General features: G+C 63.5%; 20 protein-coding genes and 2 pseudogenes. 15 read left to right on the forward strand and 7 right to left on the reverse strand.

Annotation, left to right across the window (positions count from 1 at the left end; all coding sequences use genetic code 11):
- The 10 genes from ACZYOF_RS10050 to ACZYOF_RS10095 all read left to right on the forward strand — a co-directional run bounded on the left by ACZYOF_RS10050 (position 1) and on the right by ACZYOF_RS10095 (position 11,802).
- Positions 1 to 798 (forward strand): ABC transporter ATP-binding protein, encoded by a 798-nt coding sequence (locus ACZYOF_RS10050; protein WP_282529471.1) that lies wholly within the window; start codon positions 1 to 3, stop codon positions 796 to 798.
- Positions 795 to 1,508, forward strand: a complete 714-nt coding sequence (locus ACZYOF_RS10055) for an ABC transporter ATP-binding protein (RefSeq protein ID WP_282529470.1) — start codon at positions 795 to 797, stop codon at positions 1,506 to 1,508. Before ACZYOF_RS10050 ends, ACZYOF_RS10055 begins: the two co-directional genes overlap by 4 nt.
- A 13-nt stretch (positions 1,509 to 1,521) precedes the next feature.
- On the forward strand, positions 1,522 to 2,400 hold the full coding sequence (locus ACZYOF_RS10060; RefSeq protein ID WP_130580593.1) for a branched-chain amino acid ABC transporter permease: 879 nt from the start codon (positions 1,522 to 1,524) through the stop codon (positions 2,398 to 2,400).
- 2 nt (positions 2,401 to 2,402) lie between these two features.
- Positions 2,403 to 3,419, forward strand: coding sequence for a branched-chain amino acid ABC transporter permease (locus tag ACZYOF_RS10065; RefSeq protein ID WP_130580594.1), 1,017 nt, complete (start codon positions 2,403 to 2,405; stop codon positions 3,417 to 3,419).
- 31 nt (positions 3,420 to 3,450) lie between these two features.
- A complete protein-coding gene (locus ACZYOF_RS10070; protein ID WP_463715654.1) occupies positions 3,451 to 4,680 on the forward strand; it encodes an ABC transporter substrate-binding protein in 1,230 nt (409 codons plus the stop codon).
- 240 nt (positions 4,681 to 4,920) lie between these two features.
- Positions 4,921 to 6,147, forward strand: coding sequence for an ABC transporter substrate-binding protein (locus ACZYOF_RS10075; RefSeq protein WP_282529468.1), 1,227 nt, complete (start codon positions 4,921 to 4,923; stop codon positions 6,145 to 6,147).
- Between the two features lie 161 nt (positions 6,148 to 6,308).
- A complete protein-coding gene (locus ACZYOF_RS10080) occupies positions 6,309 to 7,538 on the forward strand; it encodes an ABC transporter substrate-binding protein (protein WP_394567142.1) in 1,230 nt (409 codons plus the stop codon).
- 387 nt (positions 7,539 to 7,925) lie between these two features.
- Positions 7,926 to 9,152, forward strand: coding sequence for an ABC transporter substrate-binding protein (locus tag ACZYOF_RS10085; protein WP_282529466.1), 1,227 nt, complete (start codon positions 7,926 to 7,928; stop codon positions 9,150 to 9,152).
- 143 nt (positions 9,153 to 9,295) lie between these two features.
- A complete protein-coding gene (locus tag ACZYOF_RS10090) occupies positions 9,296 to 10,522 on the forward strand; it encodes an ABC transporter substrate-binding protein (protein ID WP_463715655.1) in 1,227 nt (408 codons plus the stop codon).
- Positions 10,522 to 11,802 carry a glycerate kinase type-2 family protein gene (locus ACZYOF_RS10095; protein ID WP_463715656.1) on the forward strand — a complete coding sequence of 427 codons (1,281 nt, stop codon included), beginning with the start codon at positions 10,522 to 10,524 and terminating at the stop codon, positions 11,800 to 11,802. The genes ACZYOF_RS10090 and ACZYOF_RS10095 overlap by 1 nt, the downstream gene beginning before the upstream one ends.
- A 403-nt stretch (positions 11,803 to 12,205) precedes the next feature.
- Here the strand turns inward: ACZYOF_RS10095 and ACZYOF_RS10100 are convergent, their stop codons facing one another.
- Entirely contained in the window at positions 12,206 to 12,724 is a 519-nt protein-coding gene (locus tag ACZYOF_RS10100) for a MarR family winged helix-turn-helix transcriptional regulator (RefSeq protein ID WP_463715657.1), read from the reverse strand.
- 158 nt (positions 12,725 to 12,882) lie between these two features.
- Here ACZYOF_RS10100 and ACZYOF_RS10105 point away from each other — a divergent pair, with 158 nt between their 5' ends.
- The 3 genes from ACZYOF_RS10105 to ACZYOF_RS10115 are packed head-to-tail and all read left to right on the forward strand — an operon-like array spanning position 12,883 to position 16,426.
- Entirely contained in the window at positions 12,883 to 13,923 is a 1,041-nt protein-coding gene (locus ACZYOF_RS10105; protein WP_463715658.1) for a branched-chain amino acid ABC transporter permease, read from the forward strand.
- Between the two features lie 5 nt (positions 13,924 to 13,928).
- Positions 13,929 to 15,698 carry a branched-chain amino acid ABC transporter ATP-binding protein/permease gene (locus tag ACZYOF_RS10110; protein WP_463715659.1) on the forward strand — a complete coding sequence of 590 codons (1,770 nt, stop codon included), beginning with the start codon at positions 13,929 to 13,931 and terminating at the stop codon, positions 15,696 to 15,698.
- The gene (locus tag ACZYOF_RS10115) at positions 15,695 to 16,426 is read left to right on the forward strand and encodes an ABC transporter ATP-binding protein (RefSeq protein ID WP_463715660.1); all 732 of its coding nucleotides are present in this window, start codon (positions 15,695 to 15,697) and stop codon (positions 16,424 to 16,426) included. The genes ACZYOF_RS10110 and ACZYOF_RS10115 overlap by 4 nt, the downstream gene beginning before the upstream one ends.
- Before the next feature lie 172 nt (positions 16,427 to 16,598).
- Here the strand turns inward: ACZYOF_RS10115 and ACZYOF_RS10120 are convergent, their stop codons facing one another.
- The 5 genes and pseudogenes from ACZYOF_RS10120 to ACZYOF_RS10140 all read right to left on the reverse strand — a co-directional run bounded on the left by ACZYOF_RS10120 (position 16,599) and on the right by ACZYOF_RS10140 (position 21,751).
- Positions 16,599 to 17,750 (reverse strand): ABC transporter substrate-binding protein, encoded by a 1,152-nt coding sequence (locus ACZYOF_RS10120; protein ID WP_463715661.1) that lies wholly within the window; start codon positions 17,748 to 17,750, stop codon positions 16,599 to 16,601.
- 92 nt (positions 17,751 to 17,842) lie between these two features.
- Complete coding sequence (locus ACZYOF_RS10125; protein WP_463715662.1) at positions 17,843 to 18,262, reverse strand: acyl-CoA thioesterase; 420 nt, start codon at positions 18,260 to 18,262, stop codon at positions 17,843 to 17,845.
- 9 nt (positions 18,263 to 18,271) lie between these two features.
- A pseudogene (locus ACZYOF_RS10130) lies at positions 18,272 to 19,034 on the reverse strand (SDR family NAD(P)-dependent oxidoreductase).
- Between the two features lie 29 nt (positions 19,035 to 19,063).
- Positions 19,064 to 20,946, reverse strand: a pseudogene (locus tag ACZYOF_RS10135) (feruloyl-CoA synthase).
- 1 nt (position 20,947) lies between these two features.
- On the reverse strand, positions 20,948 to 21,751 hold the full coding sequence (locus ACZYOF_RS10140) for a crotonase/enoyl-CoA hydratase family protein (RefSeq protein WP_463715663.1): 804 nt from the start codon (positions 21,749 to 21,751) through the stop codon (positions 20,948 to 20,950).
- A 384-nt stretch (positions 21,752 to 22,135) separates the two neighbouring features.
- Between ACZYOF_RS10140 and ACZYOF_RS10145 the strand changes: the two genes are divergently transcribed.
- On the forward strand, positions 22,136 to 23,047 hold the full coding sequence (locus ACZYOF_RS10145; RefSeq protein WP_463715664.1) for a DUF3313 domain-containing protein: 912 nt from the start codon (positions 22,136 to 22,138) through the stop codon (positions 23,045 to 23,047).
- A gap of 158 nt (positions 23,048 to 23,205) precedes the next feature.
- Here the strand turns inward: ACZYOF_RS10145 and ACZYOF_RS10150 are convergent, their stop codons facing one another.
- Positions 23,206 to 24,018, reverse strand: coding sequence for a lytic murein transglycosylase (locus ACZYOF_RS10150; RefSeq protein ID WP_463715665.1), 813 nt, complete (start codon positions 24,016 to 24,018; stop codon positions 23,206 to 23,208).
- Between the two features lie 98 nt (positions 24,019 to 24,116).
- On the opposite strand from ACZYOF_RS10150, the gene ACZYOF_RS10155 reads away from it, so the two are divergent.
- Entirely contained in the window at positions 24,117 to 25,379 is a 1,263-nt protein-coding gene (locus ACZYOF_RS10155; protein ID WP_463715666.1) for a serine hydrolase domain-containing protein, read from the forward strand.
- Positions 25,380 to 25,886 lie beyond the last annotated feature (507 nt).

A 25,886-nucleotide genomic window follows, 5' to 3' on the forward strand; every position in this document is an offset into this window, starting at 1 on the left:
ATGACGCAGGCACAACTCGCGCAGGGTCATGCGCCACTGCTCGCGGTTCGCGACGTCAGCGTCGTGTTCGGCGGCATCGTCGCGTTGAACGGCGTCTCCTTCGACATGCATCAGGGCCAGATCCTGGGACTGATCGGACCGAACGGCGCCGGCAAGACGACGCTCTTCAATTGCCTCTCACGGCTCTATCAGCCGAGCTCCGGCGACATCCTGATGGAAGGCGCGAGCATCCTTAGCCGCCCACCGCACAAGATCGCCGAGATCGGCATCGGTCGTACGTTCCAGAACGTCGCGCTGTTTCCCAATCTCTCGGTGCTCGACAATGTTCGCGTCGGGACGCACGCGCGCACCTCCAGCGACATCATCAGCGACTCGCTCAAGCTCGCCTGGATCAGGCGCACCGAGGCTTCGGTCAACAAGAAGGTGCACGATATCCTGGCCTATCTCGACCTCGAAGACGTCGCGCACAGCATCGTTTCGGGCCTGCCGTTCGGCACCCAGAAGCGCGTCGAACTGGCCCGCGCGCTCGCGGCCGATCCGAAGATCCTTTTGCTGGACGAGCCGGCCGGCGGCCTCAACCATGAAGAGGTCTATGTGCTCGGCGACCTCGTCCGCAAGATCCGCGACGAGCGCAAGATCACCGTGCTCCTGGTCGAGCACCACATGGGCATGGTGATGTCGACCGCCGACCATGTCGTCGCGCTCAATTTCGGCCGCAAGCTCGCGGAGGGAACCCCTAGCCAGGTCCAGGCCGACCCCGACGTCATCAAGGCCTATCTCGGGAGCAAGGACCAATGACGACGATGCTCAACGTCAAGGATCTGCGCGCCTATTACGGCCAGGTCCAGGCGCTTCACGGCCTCAGCTTTTCCCTGAACGAAGGCTCGCTCACCACGCTGCTCGGGGCCAACGGCGCCGGCAAGACCACCACGCTGCGGGCGATCTGCAACATGGTGCGCTCGACCGGCGCGGTCGAATTCGAGGGCAAGCCGATCGGCAATCGTTCGACCGAGAACGTGGTCCGCCTCGGCATCGCCCATGTGCCGCAGGGCCGCGGCACCTTCACCAACATGACGGTGGAGGAGAATCTGCAGCTCGGCGCCATCACGCGCGGCGACAAGAAGAACATCGTCGCCGACATCGAGCGCATGTACGACCACTTCCCGGTGCTCAAGCAGCGCTATACGCAACAGGCCGGCACGCTGTCGGGCGGCGAGCAGCAGATGCTCGCGGTCGCGCGCGCGCTGATGCTGCGGCCGCGGCTGATGCTGCTGGATGAGCCGTCGTTCGGCCTGGCGCCGCTGGTGGTGCGCGACCTGTTCCGCATCCTCGGCAAGATCAACCGCGAGGACAAGGTCACCATCCTGGTGGTCGAGCAGAACGCGCAGCTCGCGCTCGAGCTCGCCGATCAGGCCTATGTGATCGAAACCGGACGCATCGTGATGTCCGGCAACGCCAAGGACGTCGCCAACAACGAAGACGTCCGTAAATCCTATCTGGGCTACTGAGGGAGCGAGGACCATGGAGCTTTTTGCCAACCAAGTCCTGGCCGGCATCGCCACGGGCGCGATCTACGCCTGCATGGCGCTCGCCGTCGTGATGATCTACCAGGCGATCGACCATCTCAATTTCGCGCAAGGCGAAATGGCGATGTTCTCGACTTTCATGTCCTGGCAGATGATGCAATGGGGCGTGCCCTATTGGGGGGCGTTCATCCTCACCGTCATCCTTTCCTTCGCCGGTGGCATCCTGATCGAGCGGCTGTTGTTCAAGCCCTTGGCGAAGGCGCCGGTCTTGACCAACGTCGCCGGCTTCATCGCGCTGTTTGCGATCGTCAACTCGGTCGCGGGCCTGATCTGGGATTTCACCATCAAGCAATATCCGACGCCGTTCGGCTCCTCGCCGTTCCTCGGCAGCCAGCTTATCTCGACCCACCAGGCCGGCATGGTCGGCGTCACCCTGCTGCTGCTCGCCGGGCTCTATTTCTTCTTCCAGTTCACCCGCATTGGCCTTGCGATGCGGGCGGCTGCCTCGCTGCCTGAATCGGCGCGGCTGGTCGGCATCAACACGAGCTGGATGATCGCGCTCGGCTGGGGCATGGCCTCCGCCATCGGCGCCATCGCCGGCATGCTGATTGCGCCGGTGGTGTTCCTGGAGCCGAACATGATGGGTGGCGTCCTGATCTACGGCTTCGCCTCCGCGGTGCTCGGCGGCCTTAGCTCGCCGCTCGGCGCCGTGATCGGCGGCTTCCTGGTCGGCGTGTTCGAGAACCTTGCCGGCACCTACATTCCAGGCGTCGGCAACGAGCTCAAGCTGCCGATCGCGCTTGCGCTGATCATCACCGTGTTGGTCGTCAAACCGGCCGGGCTGTTTGGCCGGCCCATCGTGAAGCGAGTCTGATCATGAGCGCGGCTGAAGAAGTTGTAACCGAAGCCCCGGCCGTCGAGGCGGTTCCGAAGCGTGCCATGACGCTCGGCTACGGCACCTCGCTGGTGGTGCTGGCGGCCCTGATCCTGACGCCCTTGTTCGTCAAGAACTTCGTCATCTTCCAGATGACGATGCTCCTGATCTACGCCCTCGCGGTGCTGGCGCTCAACATCCTGACCGGCGGCAGCGGGCAGTTCTCGCTCGGCCAGAGCGCGTTCTATGCCATCGGCGCCTATGTCACGGCGATCCTGATGGAGCACTTCAACGTCAACTACGCGCTGACCCTGCCGGTCGCGGGCGTCGTCTGCTTCGGTGCGGGTTTCCTGTTCGGCCAGCCGGCGCTGCGGCTGTCTGGCATCTACCTCGCGCTCGCGACCTTTGCTCTGGCGCTCGCCATGCCGCAGCTCCTCAAGCTCGGCTTCCTCGAGCACTGGACCGGCGGCGTGCAGGGCCTTGTGGTGACCAAGCCGGATGCGCCATTCGGCCTGCCGTTGTCACAGGACATGTGGCTCTATTACTTCACACTGGCGGTCTCGATCGGGATCTATGTCGCCTCGGTGAACCTGTTGCGCTCGCGCTCGGGCCGCGCCCTCATGTCGATCCGCGACAACGAGATCGCGGCCTCCGCCATGGGCGTTAACGTCGCGCTGTACAAGACACTGGCATTCGGCGTGAGTGCCGGGATCACCGGCATCGCCGGCGGCCTCGGCGCGATCGCGGTGCAGTTCGTGGCGCCTGACGGCTACACCATCACGCTCGCGATCTCGCTGTTCGTCGGCATGGTGGTCGGCGGCGTCGGCTGGCTGCCGGGTTCGATCGTCGGCTCCGCGTTCATCATCTTCGTGCCGAATATTGCGGAAGGCATTTCCAAGGGTCTCTCCGGCGCCGTGTTCGGCGTGCTCCTGTTCCTCGTCATCTACCTGGTGCCGCATGGCGCCCGGCAGGTCGCCCTCATTGCCCAGCAACTGGCGGCGAAACTCAAGAAGAACTGAAGAACCAAGAAAAGAGACTTTAGGAGAGACAATGCCCTTCAAACCACGGACCGCCGTGCTTTCGGCGGCGGTCATCGCTTTTGCTGCCGCTTCCGGCAGTGCCTTCGCCCAGAAGACATACGATACCGGCGCCTCCGACACCGAGATCAAGATCGGAAACATCATCCCTTATAGCGGACCTGCGTCCGCCTACGGCTCGATCGGCAAGACTGAGGCCGCCTATTTCCGGATGATCAACGATCAGGGCGGCATCAACGGCCGCAAGGTCAATTTCATCACCTATGATGACGCCTACTCGCCGCCGAAGGCGGTCGAGCAGGTGCGCAAGCTGGTCGAGAGCGACGAAGTCCTTGTTGTCTTCAATCCGCTCGGCACGCCCTCGAACACCGCGATCCAGAAATACCTCAACTCCAAGAAGATCCCGCAACTGTTCGTCGCCACCGGCGCGACCAAGTGGAACGACCCGAAGAACTTCCCTTGGACCATAGGCTGGCAGCCGAGCTACCAGAGCGAAGCGCAGATCTACGCAAAATGGCTGATGAAGGAGAAGCCGGACGCCAAGGTCGCGATCCTCTACCAGAACGACGATTTCGGTAAGGATTACCTCAAGGGCACCAAGGACGGCCTCGGCGCCAAGGGTGCCTCGATGATCATCCTCGAGGAGAGCTACGAGATCTCCGAGCCGACGATCGATTCCCACATCGTCAAGATCAAGGCCGCCAATCCGGACGTGCTGCTGATCTACGCCACGCCGAAATTCGCCGCCCAGACCATCAAGAAGACCGCCGAGCTCGGCTGGAAGCCGTTGCAGATCGTCACCAACGTCTCAATCTCGGTCGGCAGCGTGATGCAGCCGGCGGGATTTGAGAACGCCCAGGGCGTGTTCTCGGCGGCCTACGCCAAGGACGGCAGCGACCCGCAATGGAACAACGATCCCGGCATGAAAAAGTGGAATGAATTCCTCGACAAGTACATGCCGGGTGCCGACAAGACCGAGAGCGGTTTGGTTTACGGCTACGGCGCTGCACAAACCCTGGCGAAGGTGCTGGAGATGTGCGGCGACGATCTCACCCGGGCCAACGTGATGAAACGGGCCGCCAGCCTGAAGGATTTTACGCCTGACACGCTGCTGCCCGGCGTCAAGATCAACACCAGCGCCACCGACTTTGCCCCGATCAGCCAGCTTCAGATGATGCGCTTCAAGGGACAGAAATGGGAACTGTTCGGCGAAATCATCAGCGGCGACGTCCCCGCCGACTAAGGTTGCAGTGCAAGAGACCAGCGCAAAGCCCCGCGGCGCAAGCCGTGGGGCTTTTTGTTGACGGACGGTGCGAGAACCGCATTCAATGCCCGCCGTGGGGGTTCCAAGAAACGCATCCACCAGAGCATGATCCGGAAAAGTGGGAACCGGTTTTCCGAAAAGATCATGCTCAAACAAAGAGATGAGATCATGATCCGATTCCGTCTAATCGGATCATGATCTCGAGGATGAAGGAAACGAATGACTGCCGTGCCTTTGCGATTGACTGCCCTTTCAGCCGTGCTCGCCCTGATCATCGCCACCACCGGCGGTGCGCTCGCCCAGAAGAAGTACGATACCGGCGCCAGCGACACCGAGATCAGAATAGGCAACATCATGCCCTATAGCGGACCGGCTTCCGGCTATGGCGTGATCGGCAAGACCGAGGCTGCCTATTTCAACAAGGTCAACGCCGAGGGCGGCATCAACGGTCGCAAGATCGTTTTTCTCAGCTACGACGACGGCTACAACCCGTCGAAGACGGTGGAGCAGGCGCGCAAGCTCGTGGAGAGCGATAAAGTGCTTCTGATCTTCAACTCGCTCGGCACGGTCACCAACCTCGCGATCCAGAAATACATGAACGGCAAGGGAGTGCCGCAGCTCTTCGTCGCCTCCGGCGCCAGCAAGTGGGACCAGCCAAAAGAGTTTCCGTGGACCATGGGCTGGCAGCCGAACTACCAGAGCGAGGCGCGCATCTATGCCAAATACATCATGAAAGAGAGGCCGGACGCCAAGGTCGGCGTGCTCTATCAGAACGACGATTTCGGCAAGGACTACCTCAGGGGCTTGAGGGACGGATTCGGCGAGAAGGCGGCGATGATCGTCGCCGAAGAGAGCTACGAGACGTCAGAGCCGTCGATGGAGAGCCACATCGTCAAGCTGAAGGCCGCCGGCGTCGACGTCTTCATCAACGTCGCCATGCCGAAATTCGCAGCTCAGGCGATGAAGAACGTCGCGGAACTCAACTGGAAGCCGGTGCAGATCGTGTCCAATGTCTCCGCTTCCGTCGGCGGTGCGATGAAGCCGGCCGGCTTTGAGAATGTGCAGGGCGTCCTGTCGGCGGCCTATGCCAAGGATGGCGCCGACCCGCAATGGGACAACGATCCCGGCATGAAGCGATTCTTTGCGTTCCTTCAGGAATATTATCCGGAAGCCGATCGGCGCGACGACGCGGCGGTCTATGGCTATGGCGCGGCGCAAACCATGGTGAAGGTGCTGCAGATGTGCGGCGACGATCTCACCCGTGCCAACATCATGAAGCAGGCCGCGAGCCTGAGGGAGTTTGCGCCCGACACGCTGCTGCCCGGCATCACCATCAACACATCGCCGACCGACTTCGCGCCCATCAAGCAACTGCAGATGATGCGCTTCAAGGGAGACAAGTGGGAGTTGTTCGGCCGCATCATGAGCGGCGCGCTCGGGCATTGAGGGAGCCGCGGCGGCATCCGCCGTTTGCAGCCCCCGCGATTCCATCGCGGGGGCTTTTTGTTGCCGGGACCAGGTGGAAGGTATTCAATGCCGGCAGGAGCCGGAAAGTGCTCCCAATCCAAAAAACATGACACGTCCACCATGATCCCAAGGAGATCCCAATGTCTGCCATCCATTTGCGGCTGGGGGCCTTTGCGGCCGCCGTCGCATTGCTGGCCGTGAGCAGCGGCCACGCGCTTGCCCAGAAGGCATACGACGTCGGCGCCACCGACACCGAGATCAAGATCGGCAACATCATGCCCTACAGCGGACCGGCCTCCGCTTATGGCGTGATCGGCAAGACGGAGGCGGCCTATTTCAACAAGATCAATGCCGAGGGCGGCATCAACGGCCGCAAGATCAACTTCATCTCCTATGACGACGCCTACTCTCCGCCGAAGACGGTGGAGCAGGCGCGCAAGCTGGTCGAGAGCGACGAGGTGCTCTTCATCTTTAATTCGCTCGGCACGCCGCCGAACTCGGCGATCCAGAAATACATGAACCAGAAGAAGGTGCCGCAGCTCTTCGTCGCCACCGGCGCCACCAAGTGGAACGATCCGAAAGATTTCCCCTGGACCATGGGCTGGCAGCCCAATTACCAGAGCGAGTCGATCATCTACGCCAGGTACATCCTGAAGAACCATCCGAACGCCAGGATCGCGGTGCTCTACCAGAACGATGATTACGGCAAGGACTACCTGAAAGGCTTCAGGGACGGCCTCGGCAGCAAGGCGGCTTCGATGATCGTGATCGAGGAAAGCTACGAAGTCTCCGAACCCTCCATCGACTCCCACATCGTCAAGCTCTGGTCGTCCGGGGCCGATGTGTTCTTCGACATCACCACGCCGAAATTCGCGGCGCAGGCGATCAAGAAGAACGCCGAGATCGGCTGGAAGCCGTTGCACTTCCTCAACAACGTCTCGTCCTCCGTAGGCAGCGTGCTCAAGCCGGCCGGCTTCGAGAACGCACAGGATATCATCTCGTCGAACTACCTGAAGGATCCGACCGATCCGCAATGGAAGAACGATCCCGGCATGATCGCCTGGAACGAATTCCTCGATAAATACTATCCTGAGGCCAATCGCTCCGACCTCTCGGTGATGTACGGCTACACGGTCGCGCAAGGCATGGTGCATGTGCTGAAGGCCTGCGGCGACAACCTGACCCACGAGAACATCATGAAGCAGGCCGCCAGCATCCGCGACCTCGAGCTCGACGGGCTGTTGCCCGGCATCAAGGTGAATACGTCGCGGACCGATTTCGCGCCGCTGTCGCAACTGCAGCTCATGCAATTCAAGGGCGACACCTGGGAGCGCTTCGGCGACATCCTGAGCGGCGACGTCGGCGGCTGATCCTGATGTCATTTGCTTGAATCAGTCAGTCCGCGAGTTCATTCACCTCTCCCGCTTGCGGGGGAGGTCGCTGCGCCCTTGCGCAGCGGGTGGGGCTCTCTCCCCACGAAGAGTCCCATCGCGGAGACAGCCTCACCCCAACCCTCTCGCGCAGGCGGGAGAGGGAGCGCAGTGTTCGTCGCGGACGCAGTTCGACCCGATCTCATCGTGCTGCTGCGGCTTGCGTGTACGTGACTACTAAAGATGCAGCCCCTGCGGCTTTGCCGCAGGGGCTTTTTGTTGAGGCAATGTCGGCAAAATGGTAAGCCATAGGGCTAACACCAAGAGCTTTCGGATCAAGAAAGCCATGACACAGCATCAATGTCATCCAAAAGGGAGAGAGACGGAATGTCCGTTATCAAGAAACTTGCGATTCTTTCGGCAGCATTCGGCTTGTTCGCGGCCACTGCCGGCACTGCGTCGGCACAGAAGAAATACGACCCCGGCGCGTCGGATACCGAGATCAAGGTCGGCAACATCATGCCCTACAGCGGACCGGCCTCCGCCTATGGCGTGATCGGACGCACCGAGGCCGCCTACTTCAAGAAGATCAACGACGCCGGCGGCATCAACGGCCGCAAGATCAATTTCGTCTCCTATGACGACGCCTATTCTCCGCCGAAGACGGTTGAGCAGGCGCGCAAGCTGGTCGAAAGCGATGAGGTGCTGTTCATCTTCAATTCGCTCGGCACGCCGCCGAACACCGCGATCCAGAAATACATGAACTCGAAGAAGGTGCCGCAGCTCTTCGTCGCCACCGGCGCCACCAAGTGGAACGATCCGCAGAACTTTCCGTGGACCATGGGCTGGCAGCCCAGCTACCAGAGCGAAACCCAGATCTACGCCAAGTACATCCTCAAGAACTACCCGAACGCCAAGATCGCGGTGCTCTACCAGAACGACGATTACGGCAAGGACTATCTGAAAGGCTTGAAGGACGGGCTCGGCTCCAAGGCCTCCACCATGATCGTTGCCGAAGAAAGCTACGAGACCTCCGAGCCGACCATCGATTCCCATATGGTCAAGCTCAAGGCCACCGGCGCCGACATCTTCATCAATATCACCACGCCGAAATTTGCCGCGCAGGCGATCAAGAAGAACGCCGAGATCGGCTGGAAGCCGCTGCACTTCCTCAACAACGTCTCGGCTTCCGTCGGCAGCGTGCTCAAGCCGGCCGGCTTCGAGAACGCCCAGGACATCATCTCCGCCGCCTACCTCAAGGACGCCTCCGACAAGCAGTGGGACAACGATCCCGGCATGAAGGAATTCTATGCCTTCATGGCCAAGGATTTTCCGGAAGGCGACAAGCTCGATGGCGGTACCGTGGTCGGCTACGGCGTGGCGCAGACGCTGGTTCAGGTGCTGAAGCTGTGTGGCGACAACCTGACGCGCGAGAACGTCATGAAGCAGGCGGCGAGCCTGAAGGATTTCCGTACCGAAGTCCTGCTGCCCGGCATCAAGATCAACACCGGAGCAAACGACTTTGCTCCGATCAGCTCGCTTCAGCTCATGAAGTTCAAGGGCGACAAGTGGGAGCTGTTCGGCGACGTCATCAGCGCTGACGTCGGCGGTTGAAAGCCTCCTGCGGTTACCCAAGGTTAAGCACGCAAAGCTCCTGCGACACATTCGCAGGGGCTTTTTGTTGCCAACATGATTTTCCGCGCTATCAATGCGATGCACCAGAATGGGAGCTTCTGCTCCGAAGGAGTCCTATGCCTATGTCGACCCGACGCCGCCTTGCAACCGCATTCCTCGGCTTTGCCGTAGCCGCCACGACTGGCTCTGCCGCACTCGCGCAGAAGCAATATGACACCGGTGCGACGGACACCGAGATCAAGATCGGCAACATCGTGCCCTATAGCGGGCCGGCTTCCGCTTACGGTAGCGTCGGCAAGGCGATGGCTGCGCTGTTCAAGAAGGTCAACGACGAGGGCGGCATCAACGGCCGCAAGATCAACTTCATCTCCTATGACGATGCCTATAGCCCGCCGAAGACGGTTGAGCAGGCACGCAAGCTGGTCGAAAGCGACGAGGTTCTGCTGGTGGTCGGCACGCTAGGCACCGCGCCCAACACCGCGATCCAGAAATACCTCAACAGCAAGAAGGTGCCGCAGCTTTTCGTCGCCACCGGCGCGACCAAGTGGAACGAGCCGAAGACCTTTCCTTGGACCATGGGCTGGCTGCCGAGCTACCAGAGCGAAGCGCGCATCTACGCGAAATACCTGACGAAGGAGAAGCCAGGCGCCAAGGTGGCCGTGCTCTACCAGAATGACGATATGGGCAAAGACTATCTGAAGGGCCTGAAGGATGGATTCGGCGCAGACGCCTCGCGCATCGTCGTGGAGGAGAGCTACGAGGTCTCGGAACCGACCATCGATTCGCACGTGGTGAAAATCAAAGCGGCCAATCCGGACGTTCTGGTGCTTTACACCACGCCGAAGTTCGGCGCGCAGGCGATCAAGAAGCTCGGCGAGATGAACTGGAAGCCGCTCACGATCGTCTCCAACGTCAGCGCCTCGACCGCGGCCGTGATGAAGCCGGCGGGAGTCGAGAACTCGCAGGGCGTGATCTCGGCGACCTATGCCAAGGACGTCAGCGATCCCCAGTGGGCAGGCGATGCCGGCATCAAGGCGTTCGACGATCTGCTTGCGAAATATCTTCCCGAGATGAACCGCATCGACTCTTCGGCGATGACCGGTTACAACATAGCGACTACCATGGTAGAGGTGCTGCGTCGCTGCGGCGATAACCTGACCCGGGAGAACGTCATGAAGCAGGCGCAAAGCCTGAAGCAATTCGCACAAGGCGGACTGTTACCGGGCGTGACGTTGACCACGAGTGCGACTGATTACATGCCGATCGAGCAGTTGCAGTTGATGCAGTTCAAGGGTGAACGCTGGCAGTTGTTCGGCGAAGTCCTCAGCGGCGAGGTCTCCGGCAACTGATGACGGACCGACGCCCTCTCCTGCGCGCGATCTTCGATGCGGCGGTAGCTGCCGCCCATCCGGATGTCGTGCTGGCGCCGCACCTGCGTCCGGTGCCGAAGGGGAGGGTGATCGTGCTTGCCGCGGGCAAGGGCGCCGCCGCCATGGCGGCGGCGGCCGAACGACACTATCTCGACGCGCTCGAGCTCGATCCGGCGCTCCTGACAGGGATCGCGACCACCCGTCACGGCCATGGCGTGCCGACCCGCCGGATCAGCGTGATCGAGGCCGGCCATCCCGTACCTGACGAGGCCGGGCTGAAAGCCGCCGACGACACGCTGCGGCTGGCGGCGACGGCGACCGCGGATGATCTCTTGCTGGTGTTGATCTCCGGCGGCGGCTCCGCCAACTGGATCGCGCCGGCGGACGGCGTCAGTTTTGCGCAGAAGCAGCAGGTGAACCGGGCGCTGCTCCGCTCGGGCGCGCCGATCGGCGAGATGAACATCGTGCGGAAACATCTGTCGCGCATCAAGGGCGGCCGCCTGGCGCGGGCCGGCCAGCGCGCCGAGATCGTGACGCTCGCGATTTCCGACGTGCCGCATGACGATCCTTCTGCGATCGCATCCGGCCCCACGGTCCCCGATCCGACCACGCTTGCGGATGCACGCGCCATCGTCGCCAAATACAATCTTGCCGTCGACGACGCGGTTCGCCGCGCGCTCGACGATCCCGGCAACGAAAGCTGCAAGCCGGGCGATCCGGCCTTTGCGCGCGCGACGTTCGCGTTGATCGCGAAGCCGAAGGCATCGATCGAAGCCGCGGTTAAGGTCGCGCGCGAAGCCGGCTATGCGACCATCGATCTCGGCGCTGATCTCGAAGGCGAAGCGCGCGACGTCGCCGCCGCGCACGCGCAGCTTGCGCTAGCGGCCCGCAGCGAGGGCAGGCGCGTCGCTATCCTATCCGGCGGCGAACTCACCGTGACCGTGCGCGGCAATGGCCGCGGCGGCCCCAACCAGGAATACGCGCTCGCGCTCGCCGATCTGCTCAGGGGCATGACCGATGTCTCGGCGCTTGCCGCGGACACCGACGGCGCCGACGGCGGCGCCGGCAGCGCCAGCGACCCGGCCGGCGCCGTCATCGACCACTCTACGTTCGCGAAGATGAAATCGCAGGGCCTCGATCCCAGGGCCTATCTCGAGAATAACGACGCCAGCGGCTTCTTCGCCCAAACCGGCGATCTGCTCCTGACCGGCCCGACCCTGACCAACGTCAACGACGTCCGCGTCATCCTGGTGGACTGAGGCTCGCTGCTGTTGTTCTCGCCGTAAGCACCGGTGTCATTCCGGGGCGCGCGGAGCGCGAGCTATGATGTGCAATTGCACATCAGAGAATCCATCGGGCCGCAGACACAGGTGGAAAAATGGATTCCGGGCTCATCGCTGCGCGATGCCCCGGAATGACGTGGATAGAGCGGCGCATTCCAACCTATCCCCTCACCCTGAGGAGACCGCGCAGCGGTCGTCTCGAAGGGCGAGGCCACCGGCGGGGCCTCATCCTTCGAGACGCGGCCAAACGGCCGCTCCTCAAGATGAGGGTCTGCAGAATCGTAGGATGGGTAGAGCGGAGCGAAACCGATCATTGGCGCGGCATGCTCCATCGCGATGGGTTTCGCTGCGCTCTACCCATCCTACGGCAACTCCGCCCTCAAAACTCGCGCGCGATCTTCGCCAGCATCTCCAGCAGCGCCGCGTGGTTCTCAGGTCCGAGCAATTCGATCAGCCGCGCCTCGTGCTTGTTGGCGACGAGCTTCTTGGCGCGTGCCAGCACCGCGCGGCCCTTGTCGGTGAGCACGAGAATGTGCGAGCGGCGGTCGCTTGCCGAGCGCATGCGCGCGCAGAGTTCGCGGCTCTCCAGGGCGTCGAGCATCGCCACGAAATTCGGCCGCAAAATGCCGAGCGTACTTGCGATCTCGGTCTGGTTGCGGCCGGGATTCTGGTCGAGCAGCAAGAGCACCGAGAATTGTGCCGGCGTGAGTTGCAAGGGCGCGACGCAGCGCAGAAAATCCTCGAACACCCTGAGCTGCGCACGCTTCAGCGAATAGCCCAACAGCCCCGACAGTTCTCCGAGGTGGAGCAGGCCGTCGTCGCTCGAAGCGTCAAGATCCTGCCCGGCGACGGGGCGGGATACCTTGACGGTATCGGCGGCGGTCTTGGGAACAGTCATCGCTCGAGGCTCGCAATCCCGGTAGTCGGGCTCTTGAGATTATATTCGATAATTGTTATTAGTTATATCAAACGTCGGCAGCTTTCAACAGCCGACACCGGACGATCGAACGCTGCGACGCGTCGATCGGCCCGCCGCGTGAGGGGGAGCGCTCGGCCTTGAACACGACGATCATGCTGTTCCTGCTGCAGGACGGCATCACCAACGGCGCCATCTACGCATTGCTGGGGCTGGCTCTGGTCCTGGTGTTCGCGGTCACGCGCGTGATCCTGATTCCGCAGGGCGAGTTCGTCACCTACGGCGCGCTGAGCTATGCCATGCTGGCGATCGGGCAGGTGCCGGGCACCGCGAAGCTCGCGGTCGCGATGGGACTGGTGGCATTCGGGCTCGATTTGTTCATTGCGCGGAAGTCGCTGCATGCACGCCTGATCGCACGCGCCGTCGCGGTCGACATCGTCTTTCCGTTGGCCGTCTGCCTGCTCACCTATGCGCTCGCCGGGCCGAAGACGCCGATCGCCGCGAACATCGCGCTTGCGCTCTTGATCGTGGCCGCGATCGGGTTGTTCCTCTACCGCATCGCGTTCCAGCCGATCGCGCATACGTCCGTGCTGGTGCTGTTGATCGCCTCCGTCGGCTGCCATCTCGCGCTGCAGGGTCTGGGTCTCGTGTTCTTCGGCGCCGAAGGCCTGCGCGGACCGGCGCTCTCCAACGTCGCGCTGACTGCGGGCTCGCTCCGCTTCACCGGCCAGAGCCTTGCGGTCTACGGCCTCACCATTGCGTTCATCGTCGCGCTCTGGCTGTTCTTCGGCTACTCGCTGACCGGCAAGGCACTGCGCGCCACTGCCGTCAATCGCCTCGGCGCCCGCCTCGTCGGCATCCGCACCACGCTGTCCGGCCAGATCGCCTTCCTGCTGGCGTCGCTGATCGGTGCGATCTCGGGGATCCTGATCGTGCCGATCACGACGCTCTATTACGACACCGGCTTCCTGATCGGCCTCAAAGGCTTCATCGCGGCGATCATCGGCGGTCTCGTCAGCTATCCCCTGACGGCCGTCGCCGCCATTCTGGTCGGTGTCGTCGAGGCGTTCTCCTCGTTCTATGCCAGCAACTTCAAGGAAGTCATCGTCTTCACGCTGATCCTCCCCGTCCTGGTGCTGCGTTCGCTCGCGGCGCCCGCGGTCGAAGAAGAGAAGGATTGAGCGCGATGACGCAGCGATTGCCTCTCGTCATCTTCGCCCTCGTGATGGCGCTGATCCCGCTGGCGCCCGGCATCCCGCCATTCTGGATCGTGCTGCTCGACAATATCGGCCTCGCCGCGCTGGTGGCGATGGGATTGGTGCTGCTGACCGGCGTCGGCGGCCTCACTTCGTTCGGGCAGGCGGCGTTCTGCGGTTTCGGCGCCTACACCACGGCGGTGCTGACGACCGCTTATGGCGTGTCGCCATGGCTGACGCTGCCGCTCTCGCTCCTGGTCAGCGGCATCGCCGCGGTGCTGCTCGGCATCGTGACGGTGCGGCTGTCCGGCCACTATCTGCCGCTCGGCACCATCGCCTGGGGCATCGCGCTGTTCTATCTCTTCAGCAAGCTCGAATTCCTCGGCCGCAATGACGGCATCTCCGGCATCCCGCCGCTTGCGATCGGCTCCTACGAGATGCTGAGCCCCGGCACGATCTACTATGCGATCTGGATCGCGGTCTTGATATCAGCGGTGCTGACGTTGAACCTGTTGGACTCCCGCACCGGCCGCGCCATCCGCGCGCTGCGCCGCGGCCATATCGCGGCCGAAGCCTTCGGCGTGCAGACGCCGCGCGCCAAGCTTCTGGTGTTCATCTACGCCGCGGTGCTGGCGGGCCTGTCCGGCTGGCTCTATGCGCATTTCCAGCGCGCTGCCAATCCGACGCCGTTCGGTCCGCAGGCCGGCATCGAATATCTCTTCATCGCCGTCGTCGGCGGCGCCGGCTATGTCTGGGGCGCGGTCCTCGGCGCCGGCATCGTCGTGATCCTGAAGGAAGTGCTGCAGAGCTATCTGCCTTACATCTTCGGCGGCCAGAGCCAGCTCGAGACCATCGTGTTCGGAATCCTTCTGGTGATGCTGCTGCAGCTTGCGCCATCCGGCGTCTGGCCGTGGCTGATGGCGCGGCTGCCGCTCAAGACGGCCCGCAGGACGGTGGACACCTCGTTGACGCTGCCGCCCCGCGAGCGCGCGCCGTCGACGTCTGCCGTGCTCCTGCAGCTCGAGAAGGCGCGCAAGCAGTTCGGCGGCGTCACCGCGGTCAACGACGTCAGCTTCGACGTCAAGGCCCGTGAGATCGTGGCGCTGATCGGCCCCAACGGCGCCGGCAAGAGCACGACCTTCAACCTGATCACGGGCGTCTTGACCGCGACCAGCGGCGCCATCTCCGTGCTCGGCAGGAAGGTTGAGAACGCGCCGCCGCAGGAGGTGGTGAAGCTCGGCGTCGCCCGCACCTTCCAGCACGTCAAGCTGGTGCCCGACATGACCGTGCTGGAGAATGTCGCGATCGGCGCCCATCTGCGCGGGGCATCCGGCGCGGTCGCCAGCATGTTCCGGCTCGACCGCGCGGATGAAGCAAGGCTGCTCGCGGAAGCGGCACGGCAGATCGAGCGCGTCGGGCTCACCGACCAGATCGACCAGCTCGCGGGCTCGCTCTCGCTCGGCCAGCAGCGCATCGTCGAGATCGCCCGCGCACTCTGTGTCGATCCGATGCTGCTCCTGCTCGACGAGCCCGCCGCCGGCCTGCGGCATATGGAGAAGCAGCGGCTCGCAGCATTGCTCCGGCAACTCCGCGACGGCGGGATGTCGGTGCTGCTGGTCGAGCACGACATGGGCTTTGTCATGGACCTCGCCGACCGCATCGTCGTGCTCGATTTCGGCACCAAGATCGCGGAGGGTGCGCCGGAGGCGATCAAGAAGAACCCCGAGGTCATCAAGGCCTATCTCGGAGCCGCGGCATGAGTGCGTTGTTGTCGGTGTCCGATGTGCATATCGCCTATGGCAAGGTCGAAGCCGTCCGCGGCGTCTCGCTCGACGTCAACGAGAACGAGATCGTCACCATCATCGGCGCCAATGGCGCCGGCAAGACCACGCTGCTCAATGCCGTCATGGGCATTCTGCCGCTGAAGGGCCGCACCGTTTTCGCGGATCAGGACATGACCACGCTCGACATCGAGGACCGCGTCGCGGCGGGCCTGAGTCTCGTGCCGGAGCACCGCGAACTGTTCGCGACCATGAATGTCGAGGACAATCTGCAGCTCGGCGCGTTCCGGATCCCGAAGGCGATTGCGGCAAATTCGTTCGAGCGCGTCTACAATCTGTTTCCGCGCCTGAAGGAGCGGCGCAAGCAGCTCGCCGGCACGCTGTCCGGCGGCGAGCAGCAGATGCTCGCGATGGGGCGGGCGCTGATGGGCGCCCCGAAACTCCTGATGCTGGACGAGCCGAGCCTGGGCCTCGCGCCGATCATCGTCGCCGACATCTTCCGCACCATCGGCGAGCTTCGCGCCGCCGGCGTGTCGGTGCTGCTGGTCGAGCAGAACGCCCAGGCCGCGCTGCAGATCGCCGACCGCGCCTATGTGATGGAGCTCGGCGAGTTCGTGCTCAGCGGAGCGGCCCGCGACATCGCCAGCAACCAGCGCGTCGCCGCAAGCTATCTCGGCTTCCAGCATGAAGGCGAGAGCGCGGTTTGATCTTACTTCCGTCATGCCCCGCCACCGGGTCTCGCCTTCGGCGAGCCCGATGACAGGCTCCGGCGGGGGCACCCAGTAGCCAGCAGCCCATCGGTTTAATTCCCGCTGCGGATTACTGGATCACCCGCCTTCGCGGGTGATGACAGTCGTGGATGCGGAGCCGCACGCGTCGTCACATCGCCGGGACGTATTTTCCGTCCTTCACCGTGAGTAGGATCCGCGAGCGATCGTCGAGACCGTAGCGATCCTTTTCGGTCCAGTTGTAGACGCCTTGCGTGGCGACGATTTCCTTCTCGCTCATCAGCGCCTGACGGATGCCTTCGCGGAATTCCGGCGTGCCGGGCTTGCCGGCCTTCAGCGCGACCGGGATCACGCGCTTCAACACTTCGAAGGCGTCGTAGGAGTGGCCAGCAAACTGGCTGCGGCTGTTGGCGCCGTACTTGGCTTCATAGGCGGTGTTGAGCGTAAGCCCCGGCTTCTTGGTTAGCGCGCTGTCCGGCTGGCTCTCCGGCGCCATCACCGGGCCCGACGCCATGATCACGCCTTCCGCCGCGGCGCCGCCGATGCGGATGAAGTCCATGCTGGCGGCGCCGTGGGTCTGGTAGATCAGGCCCTTGTAGCCGCGTTCGCGCAGCGCGGTCTGCGGCAGCGCCGCCGCGGTGCCGGAGGCGCCGACCAGGATCGCGTCGGGGTTGGCGGCGACCAGCTTCAGCACCTGGCCCGCGACCGAAGTGTCGGGCCGGGCAAACCGCTCTTCGTCGATCATCTGCAGGCCCATCGGCACGGCCTGGGCCTTGAAGTCGTTGAACCAGAGGTCGCCGTAGGAATCGGAATAGCCGATATAGCCGACGGTCTTGATGCCGTGCGCCTTCATGTGCTCATACAAGACCTTGCCCATGATCGGGATCGACTGCGGCATGTCGACCGACCATTTCGCGCGCGCGTCGTTGATCGGAAACGGCGCCAGCCCGAAATGCGGGATACCAGCCTCGTTGGCGACGGTGGAGACCGCGATCGAGGGCGGGGTGGTGGAGGAGCCCATGATGATGTCGGCCTTCGATTCCGTGACGAAGCGCCGCGCGTTGGTGGTAGCAGCGGTGGGATCGCCGCCGTCATCGAGCACGATCACCTTGAGCGGCACGCCGCCGATCTCCTTCGGCACGAAATCCAGCGCGTTACGCTCGGGAATGCCGAGCGCCGCGGCCGGCCCCGTGGTCGAGATCGAGATGCCGATGACGATCTCGTTATTCTGCGCGGATGCCGGCGTGCCCGGCAGCGCCAGCGCCGCAGCCAGCGCAGCCGCGGCGAGATAAGCCTTCCTCATTCATTCCTCCCTTGGAATTATTCTTGTCGGTGTAAGCAACTGGCAGGGCCAATCCAGCCCCTTCTTTAGGTCAATAGAACAGGGCACTCAAATCAGCCCTTCATGAAACGGTCAATGATCTCCTGCGCGAACGGCGCCGACTTCAATTTTGCGGGATCGTTCGGATCGCGGCCTACGAGGACGCGGGTCTCGAAAGCTTCGATCGCCAGCGCCTCGCCCTTGAACACCTTGTGTGTCACTTCGAAACTCGAGCGCTTGATGCTTTCCACCCGCGTTTCGATTGTAATCCAGTCGCCATGCGTCGACGGGATGTAGAACTTCGCCCGCGTATCGACCATGGGAATGCCGACCAGGCCGTAGATGCGCACGAGGTCCTGTTTCGAGAAGCCGGCCGCCTCGAACATGATCGAGGTCGAATCGTCGAACATCGCGAAATAGCGCGGGTAGTAGACGATGTTGGCGGGGTCGCAATCGCCCCACTGGATCTGCACATCGCGCCGGTGCACGAACATGCGCAGACCTCAGCGCGGCGCCATGCGAAGCGCGGCATCGAGCCGCACCACCTCGCCGTTGAGGTAGGGGTTGTCGATCATGTGCAGCGCCAGCGAGGCGAACTCGCCGGCGTCGCCGAGCCGGTGCGGGAACGGGATCGAAGCGGCGAGCGAATCCTGCGCCTCCTGCGGCAGACCCGCAAGCAACGGAGTCAGGAACAGGCCCGGCGCGATCGCCAGCACGCGGATGCCGAACTGCGCGAGCTCGCGCGCGATCGGCAACGTCATGCCGACGATGCCGCCCTTGGAGGCCGAATAGGCGGCCTGGCCGATCTGGCCGTCATAGGCGGCAATCGACGCGGTCGAGATCACGACGCCGCGCTCGCCGGTCGACAGCGGCTCGAGCTTCGACATTGCCGCGGTCGCAAGCCGCAGCATGTTGAAGGAGCCGAGCAGGTTGACCTTGATCACCTTGTCGAAATCGCCGAGCGGCATCGGGCCGTCACGCCCGATCACGCGCTTGGCCACGCCAATGCCGGCGCAGTTGATCAGGATGCGCGCCGGGCCATGTGCTGTCGCAGCTTGCGCGACCGCTGCTTCGGCTGAGGCCGCATCCGATACGTCGCAGATCACGGCAACGCCGCCGATCTCGGCCGCGACGCGTTCGGCAAGCTTTGCGTTGAGGTCGCATACTGCAACCTTGGCGCCCTGCGCGGCGAGCCGGCGTGCGGTTGGCGGCGCCCAGTCCCGATGCGCCACCGGTGACAATGGCGGCTTGATCCTTCAACTGCATGGTCTTCTCCTTACAACGAGAGTTCGAATTCAGCTCAATGTGATGACGTGCGGCGGCGGCACGTCGGCATAAAGCGCCTCGATCACTGCCGCGCGATGCTCCAGCACCGCGCGCTGATTGATCGAGCCCTTGTCGGTGACCTCGCCGCGATCGATCGAGAGCGGCGCATCAAGCAGGATCGCGCGGGTGATCCGGGTCGACGATCCCGTGGCGCTGGCGAGGAAGCGCCCAAAGCGCTCACGGAAAGCGGCGCGGACCAAAGAATCTGACGCCGCCGCCGCGATGTCGTTGGCTGACAGCGCCGGATTGATGACGCGGCAGCCATCGAGATCCAGGATCACGATGGCGGAAATCTCGTCGCGGTTGATGCCGGCGATGACGACGTCGCGCACCAGCGGCGCGCAGGTGGCGATGAAGCGCGCGCGGAGCGGGCCGACGCTGACCCAGGTGCCGCTCGCGAGCTTGAAATCCTCGGCGATGCGGCCATCGAAATCGAAGCCGGCATCGAAATCATCTGCTTTGGCCGGCTTCAGCGCATCGCCGAATTTGTAGAACCCCTCTTCGTCGAAGGCCGCGGCGGTCAATTCCGGCTGGCGCCATAGCCCGGCGTGACGTTCGGTCCCCTGGCGCGCACCTCAAGCTTGCCGTTGTTCGGCAACAGCTTGGCTTCGTTGCCTGATACGGGAAGGCCGACATGGCCGGAGCGGCTGGTGTCGGGTCGCACCGACATGAAGAACGGGGCAGTCTCGGTGGCGCCGAGCCCGGTCAGCATCGGCACGCGAAAACCGGTCTCGCGCACCGCGAGCTCGTCGAGGCTGTTCCAGACATAGGGCGACAGCGCCGCGCCGGAGAAGAACATCGCGTGCAGGCGGCCGAAGAATTTCGCGCGCAGGCTGGAATCGTCGCGCAGATAGGGCAAGAGTGATTCATAGCCCTTGGGCACGTTGAAATAGACCGTCGGCGAAATCTCGCGGAGGTTCTTCACGGTGTCCTCGATGCCGCCCGGCATCGGCTTGCCTTCGTCGAGATACATCGAGCCGCCGTTGAACAGCGTCAGCCCGATATTGTGGTTGCCGCCAAAGGTGTGATTCCAGGGCAGCCAGTCGACGATCACCGGCGGCTCATCCTTCAGGAACGCCAGCGTCTCGCGCAGCATCACCTGGTTGGCGCAGAGCATGCGCTGCGTGTTGATCACGGCCTTGGGATTGCCGGTCGAGCCGGAGGTCAGCAGGAATTTCGCGATCGTGTCCGGCGCGACGGCTTCGTGCGTGGCGTCGAGCAGCGGATGCTCCGGCGTGGCCAACAGGTCGGAAAGTCTGGTCACGATCCGGCCGGGAAGGTCGCCGCGCGTGGCAACGATCTCGGTCTCTGGCGCAACATTCGCGGACAGCGCTTCGGCGAACTTGCCGGCATCATCGGCGAAGACCAGGCCGGGCGTCAGCAGCTTCATCACGAAGCCGAGCTTGCCGAAATCGCGCGACACCAGCGAATAGGCCGGCGACACCGGGCAGAACGGCACTCCGGCATAAAGCGCGCCGAACGCGAGCAGTGCGTGATCGATTGAATTGCCGGAGAGGATCACAAGCGGCTTTTCCGCCGACAGGCCGCGGGCGATCAGCGCGGAGGCGATGTGCCTCGCGGCATCGAGCAGTTGCGCGTAGCTGATCTCGCGCCAGGCACCGCCCGCGGCGCGCTCCGCCATGAACACGCGGTGCGGCTCGACCTCGGCCCAGTGATGCAGCCGATCGGTGATGCGCTGCGGATAATCGAGGAGCTTGCTGCGGGGGCGAAGATAGATCGTGCCATCGTCGCGCCGCTCGATGATAACAGCGGGATTGCCGAACGATATCGCGCGCAGCGGATGCACGGTGGCATCTTTGACTGACGCTGACATGTCGGCTCTCGCGCTCATCTCAGGTCGGCTTCACTTTCGCGGTCTTGTGCTCGAGGAATTCGCGGATCCGGCGTTTCGCCTCCTTGTCGCTCTGCGCCACCGTCGCCATCAGCGATTCCATCAACAGCCCGGTTTGCGGATTGGCTTCGGCGATCATCGGCAGCGCCTGCAGCACGGCAAAGTTGGTCAGCGGCGCATTCGCCGCGATGCGCTCGGCGAGCTCGATCGCCTTCGGCAATGCGCCGCCCGCATTCGTCAGATATTGCGCGAAGCCGTAAGCGGCGCCTTCGGTCGCGGAATAGACGCGTCCCGTCAGCATCATGTCGATCATGCGGGGCACGCCGATCAAGCGCGGCAGCCGCACCGATCCGCCGCCGCCGACGAAGATGCCGCGCTGGCCTTCCGGCAGAGCGAAATAGGCTGATGGTTCGGCAACCCGGATATGCGCGGCGCAGGCAAGCTCGAGCCCGCCGCCGATCACGGCGCCCTTCAGCGCGGCGATCACGGGCACGCGGCTATATTGGATGCGGTCGAACACCCGGTGCCACATCTGCGAATGCTGCAGGCCTTCGGTCGCGTCGCGCTCGGAGAGTTCGGAGAGATCGAGGCCGGACGAAAAATGGTCGCCGATGCCGTGGACGACGATGGCGCCGACGCCATCGGGGATGTCGGAAAAGCAGTCCTGGATCGCCAGCATGATGCCGTCGTTCAGCGCATTGCGCTTGGCCGGCCGGTTGAGGCCCACGGTCAGGACCGCGCCGTTGTTCTCGATCTTCAGCAGCGCCGCGCGATCCTCGGTCGCGGCGGAGGCGGCGTTTCCCATGGCCTTATTGTTTCCTTCCCAGAATAGTTATATTTTATAACGATTGGCCCGAGAGTCAATACGATGCCCGTCGTCGTGAGCGAGCCCCCGTAGGATGGGTAGAGCGGAAGCGAAACCCATCGGCTTCGGAGCAAGCTGCGCGAATGATGGGTTTCGCTGCGCTCTACCGATCCTACGACGTCGTCCCTGCTCTCGACGGGATGTCGTCGGCGTGAAGAGTGAAAGAATCGCGAGCGTAGAGCCGAAGCCATCCCACCACGATACCGGCAGCGGTTGCGACAGGATTTCGCAATCATCGATCTGTATTGAGAAGAGCATATCTCCGCCTCAATCGGTCGTGCATTTGCCGGTCGTCAGCAATGCCGTCAGAAACAGGACTGTCAGATGATCGTTCATCGCCCGCTACCGAAGGTGCTCCCATGGCGGATGCGAAATTTGTGCGGTCGCGCCACGTTGCAGGGTGTGGCGGCGTTGACCGCGGCCTGCCTGATGTCTGGCTGTGCGACGGTGGCATTGGACCAGGGAGGCTCGCTGACGTCATATAGTGAGCTTCAGCCCTCCGACGGCGTGCTCACGAAGTCAAAGCTCTATGTGCGTGAGAATGAGGTGCTGGCGGCACGCACCGTGCGGATCGTCCCCGCGACGATTGCCGAGAAGGCAAGGGTGGAGGGGATCACGGATCAGGAGCGCAGATTGGTCGCCAACGCGATCGATCGCTCCCTTTGCGCCGGCCTCAGCGAACGCTTCACCGTGGTGGGCGCGAGCGACGATGCGGATATCACCGTTCATTCGCGGATCACGCAGATGACGCCGACCGACGAAAAGGCGGTGGCGGCATCGAAGGGGGCATCCATCGCCAAGACCGTGCTGCTTCCCGGCGTTCCGGTGCCGGTCCCTCGCATTCCCATTGGCCTCGGCTCACTGTCGGTCGAAGCGGAGGCGCGGGCGCGCGACGGCAAGCAGGAAGGCGCCATGGTCTGGGGGCGCGGCGCGAACGCTCTTTCCGGTTCGGCGCGCGTGTCGCCGTCGGGCGACGCCTACGAGCTGGCAAGCGCGTTCGGCGACGATTTCAGCCGGATGCTGGTCACCGGCAAGACGCCTTTCGGAGGGCTCGGGAAACCGCCTTCCATGGATCGCATCCAGTCATGGGCGGGCGGCGCACCGAAATATGCGGCGTGCGAAGCATTCGGCCGCGAGCCGGGCATCGCGGGCCTGGTCGGGGGAGCGATCGGCGTGCCGCCGGATTGGAACGACAAGGCTCCCGAGGCGGGCACCACGACCGCGCAGGCTCAGTAGTCAGCTCGTGGTTTGTAGGGTGGGTTAGCGTCCGCCGAAGAGCGAAGGCGGAGGCGTAACCCACCATTCGCTCTCGCCGTGGATGGCGGGTTACGCCTTCCGCCTTCGCGTGTTGAAGCAGCGGAGTCCGTGGCTCGGCTAACCCACCCTCCGAGCTGTCACCGCGCCGCCGACGCGCGGCCCTCGCCGTCGATCTGGCGGCCCATGATCGCGATCGCCTTCTGATAGACGCCGGCGGCATTCCAGGCTTCGATCGCCGCGAAGTTGGGTTCGCCGGGCTGGTAGCCGGCGCCGGCGCGCCAGCCGTGGGCTTTGAGGAAGTTGGCGGTCGAATTCAGCGCATTGGCGGCGACGTCGAGATTGCCGGTGCCGTAGGCCAGGATGTTCTTGGGCATGAATTGGGTCTGGCCGACCTCGCCGTGCATGGAGCCGCGCGTGGCTCCCGACAGCACGCCCCGGTCGACCAGCTTCAGCGCCGCGTAGAGCTGGTCGGTGAAGAATTCGGGTCGGCGGCAGTCATAGGCAAGGGTGGCGATCGACGACAGCATGTTCTGATTGCCGCGCTGGCTTCCAAAGCCGGTCTCCATGCCCCAGATCGCAATCAGCGGCCCGGGCGGAACGCCGTAGTGCTGCTCGATCGATGCGAACAGCGCCGCGTGGGACTGCTTGAGCGATCGTCCGCGCGCGACGATGGTCGAGGCGCCGCGCTTGGCGAGAAACTGGTCGAGCGACAGGCCAAAGCTCCGCTGGCCGCGATCGGCGGCGATGGTCGCGCTCGCATAGTGCGTCTGCATCAAGGCGGCGACACCGGTCTGTCCAATGCCCTTGCCGCTCGCCTCCCGAGCGAATTCCGCCTTCCAGGCCTCGTAACCTCCCGGGCCGTTACCGCATTGGGCGGCTTTCGCGATGCCGCCGAGAGGCGCGAGCGTCGCCAAAGCGATGAGGGTGGCGGTTGCAAGTTTCCTGGTCATCTCGAACTCCGTTGGTCGGCAGACATGATTTAAGCATAAATTGGGTGGACGCATAAATCGCATAACAATCGGGCGAAATCCGCACCCGGGAGGAAATCATGAAAAGGCTCATCGCCGCGGCCGTGGCTGCCGGCTTCGCTCTCGAAATGGCACATGCCGCGCCCTTGCCCGAGGCCAAGCCCGATGACGTCGGATTCTCGGAGCCGGGCCTGGCCCGGATGGACGATTTCTTCGCCCGCGAGATCGCGGCGAAACGGGTGCCCGGCGCCGTGGTCGCGATCGCCCGGGACGGCAAGCTCGTGCACTACAAGGCCTATGGCCAGCTCGATCCGGTCAAGGGTACGCCGATGTCCCTCGATGCCGTCTTCGCGCTGGCGTCCATGACCAAGCCGCTTGCCGCCGTCGCCGGGCTGACGCTGATGGAGCAGGGCCGCCTGCCGCTGCAGGCCAGGCTCGCGGACTATTATCCGGCCTTTGCCGACATGAAGGTCGGCATTCCGCAGGTGGACGGTTCGTTGAAGATGGACGCGCAAGCGTCGCCGATCACCATTCATGACCTTTATCGCCACACGTCCGGTCTCATGTACGGCGGACGGCCGGACAGCTCGAGCCCGCTCGCGCGCCTCTATCCTGACGGCACGGCGCCGGCAGTCGAGGGCGATACGCAGGCCTTCATCGATCGCATCACGAAGCTGCCGCTGGTGCACCAGCCGGGGACGGAGTTCGAATATGGCTTCTCGATCGACGTGCTGGGCGCGGTGATCGAAAAAGTCACCTCGCAGCGGCTAGGCGATTATCTGGCTTCGAACGTGTGGCAGCCGCTCGGCATGAACGATGCCACGTTCCATCCGTCGGAGGGGCAGCGCGACCGTCTTGCCCATCCGTTTCCGAATGATCCGCTGACGGGCAAGCCGCAGAGCATCAGGCTGCTCGACACGCCGACCAAGTTCGACTGCGGCGGCGCCTGCGCGTTTGCCACGGTCGGCGACTATCTCCGTTTCGGCCAGATGCTGCTCAACGGCGGGGAGCTCGAGGGAAAACGCATTCTTGGGCCCAAGACGGTGCACCACATGACCTCCAACCACCTCGGGCCCGAGATCAAGAACAACGTCGCGAACGTGGAGCCGCATCGCGGCGGCTTCAGTTTTGGCCTCGGGGTGGCAGTGCGAACGAGCGAAGGTCTGTCAGCGGTCCCAGGTAACCCCGGCGAGTTCACCTGGAACGGCGCCTACGGCACGCAGTTCTTCTGCGATCCGAAGGAGCGCCTGGTCGTGGTCGTCGGAACGGCGGCGCCGGGCGAGCTCCGGAAGTACTACCGCGAGCAGGTCCAGGACATCGTCTACGGCGCCATGGTGCGGTGAGGCGCGCCGGCGGCTGCCCCCTCCGTCATTGCGAGCGAAGCGAAGCAATCCATGTCTCCACGCGGGCGCTATGGATTGCTTCGCTCCGCTCGCAATGACGATGTGGATGCAACGGGTGCGACAAATCAACCCGTCGGGCAAATCACCAAAAGTCTGTCCACCCCTCGCGCGAAAAACATTCCGCTTTCGCCGTCGGGCAAATCAGTGATTTAACTTCGCGCGTCTCACGCGAATGAGGGGCGGGTCGCGATCGTCACGAACGTTGCGGTGAGATGCGGTGGACGCGATGTGCGTGACTGACGAGCGCGCGCATCACGGACGGCGAAGTCGTGTGGTCCTGGCGCCCCGACGCTGGCGCTAAGTTTTTTGCGCGAACTTTTTTCGCGCTTGAGATGACGGTGGCAAGAAAGCCCGGTCACCGGGGAGAGCACGAAGTAAGCCGTAACACCATCGCGCAGGGAAAGCCGGAATGCTTCGGTTGAACCTGTGGTCCTACCCCCGTGCTTT

The sequence above is a fragment of the Bradyrhizobium sp. LeoA1Lang genome, assembly GCF_055413685.1.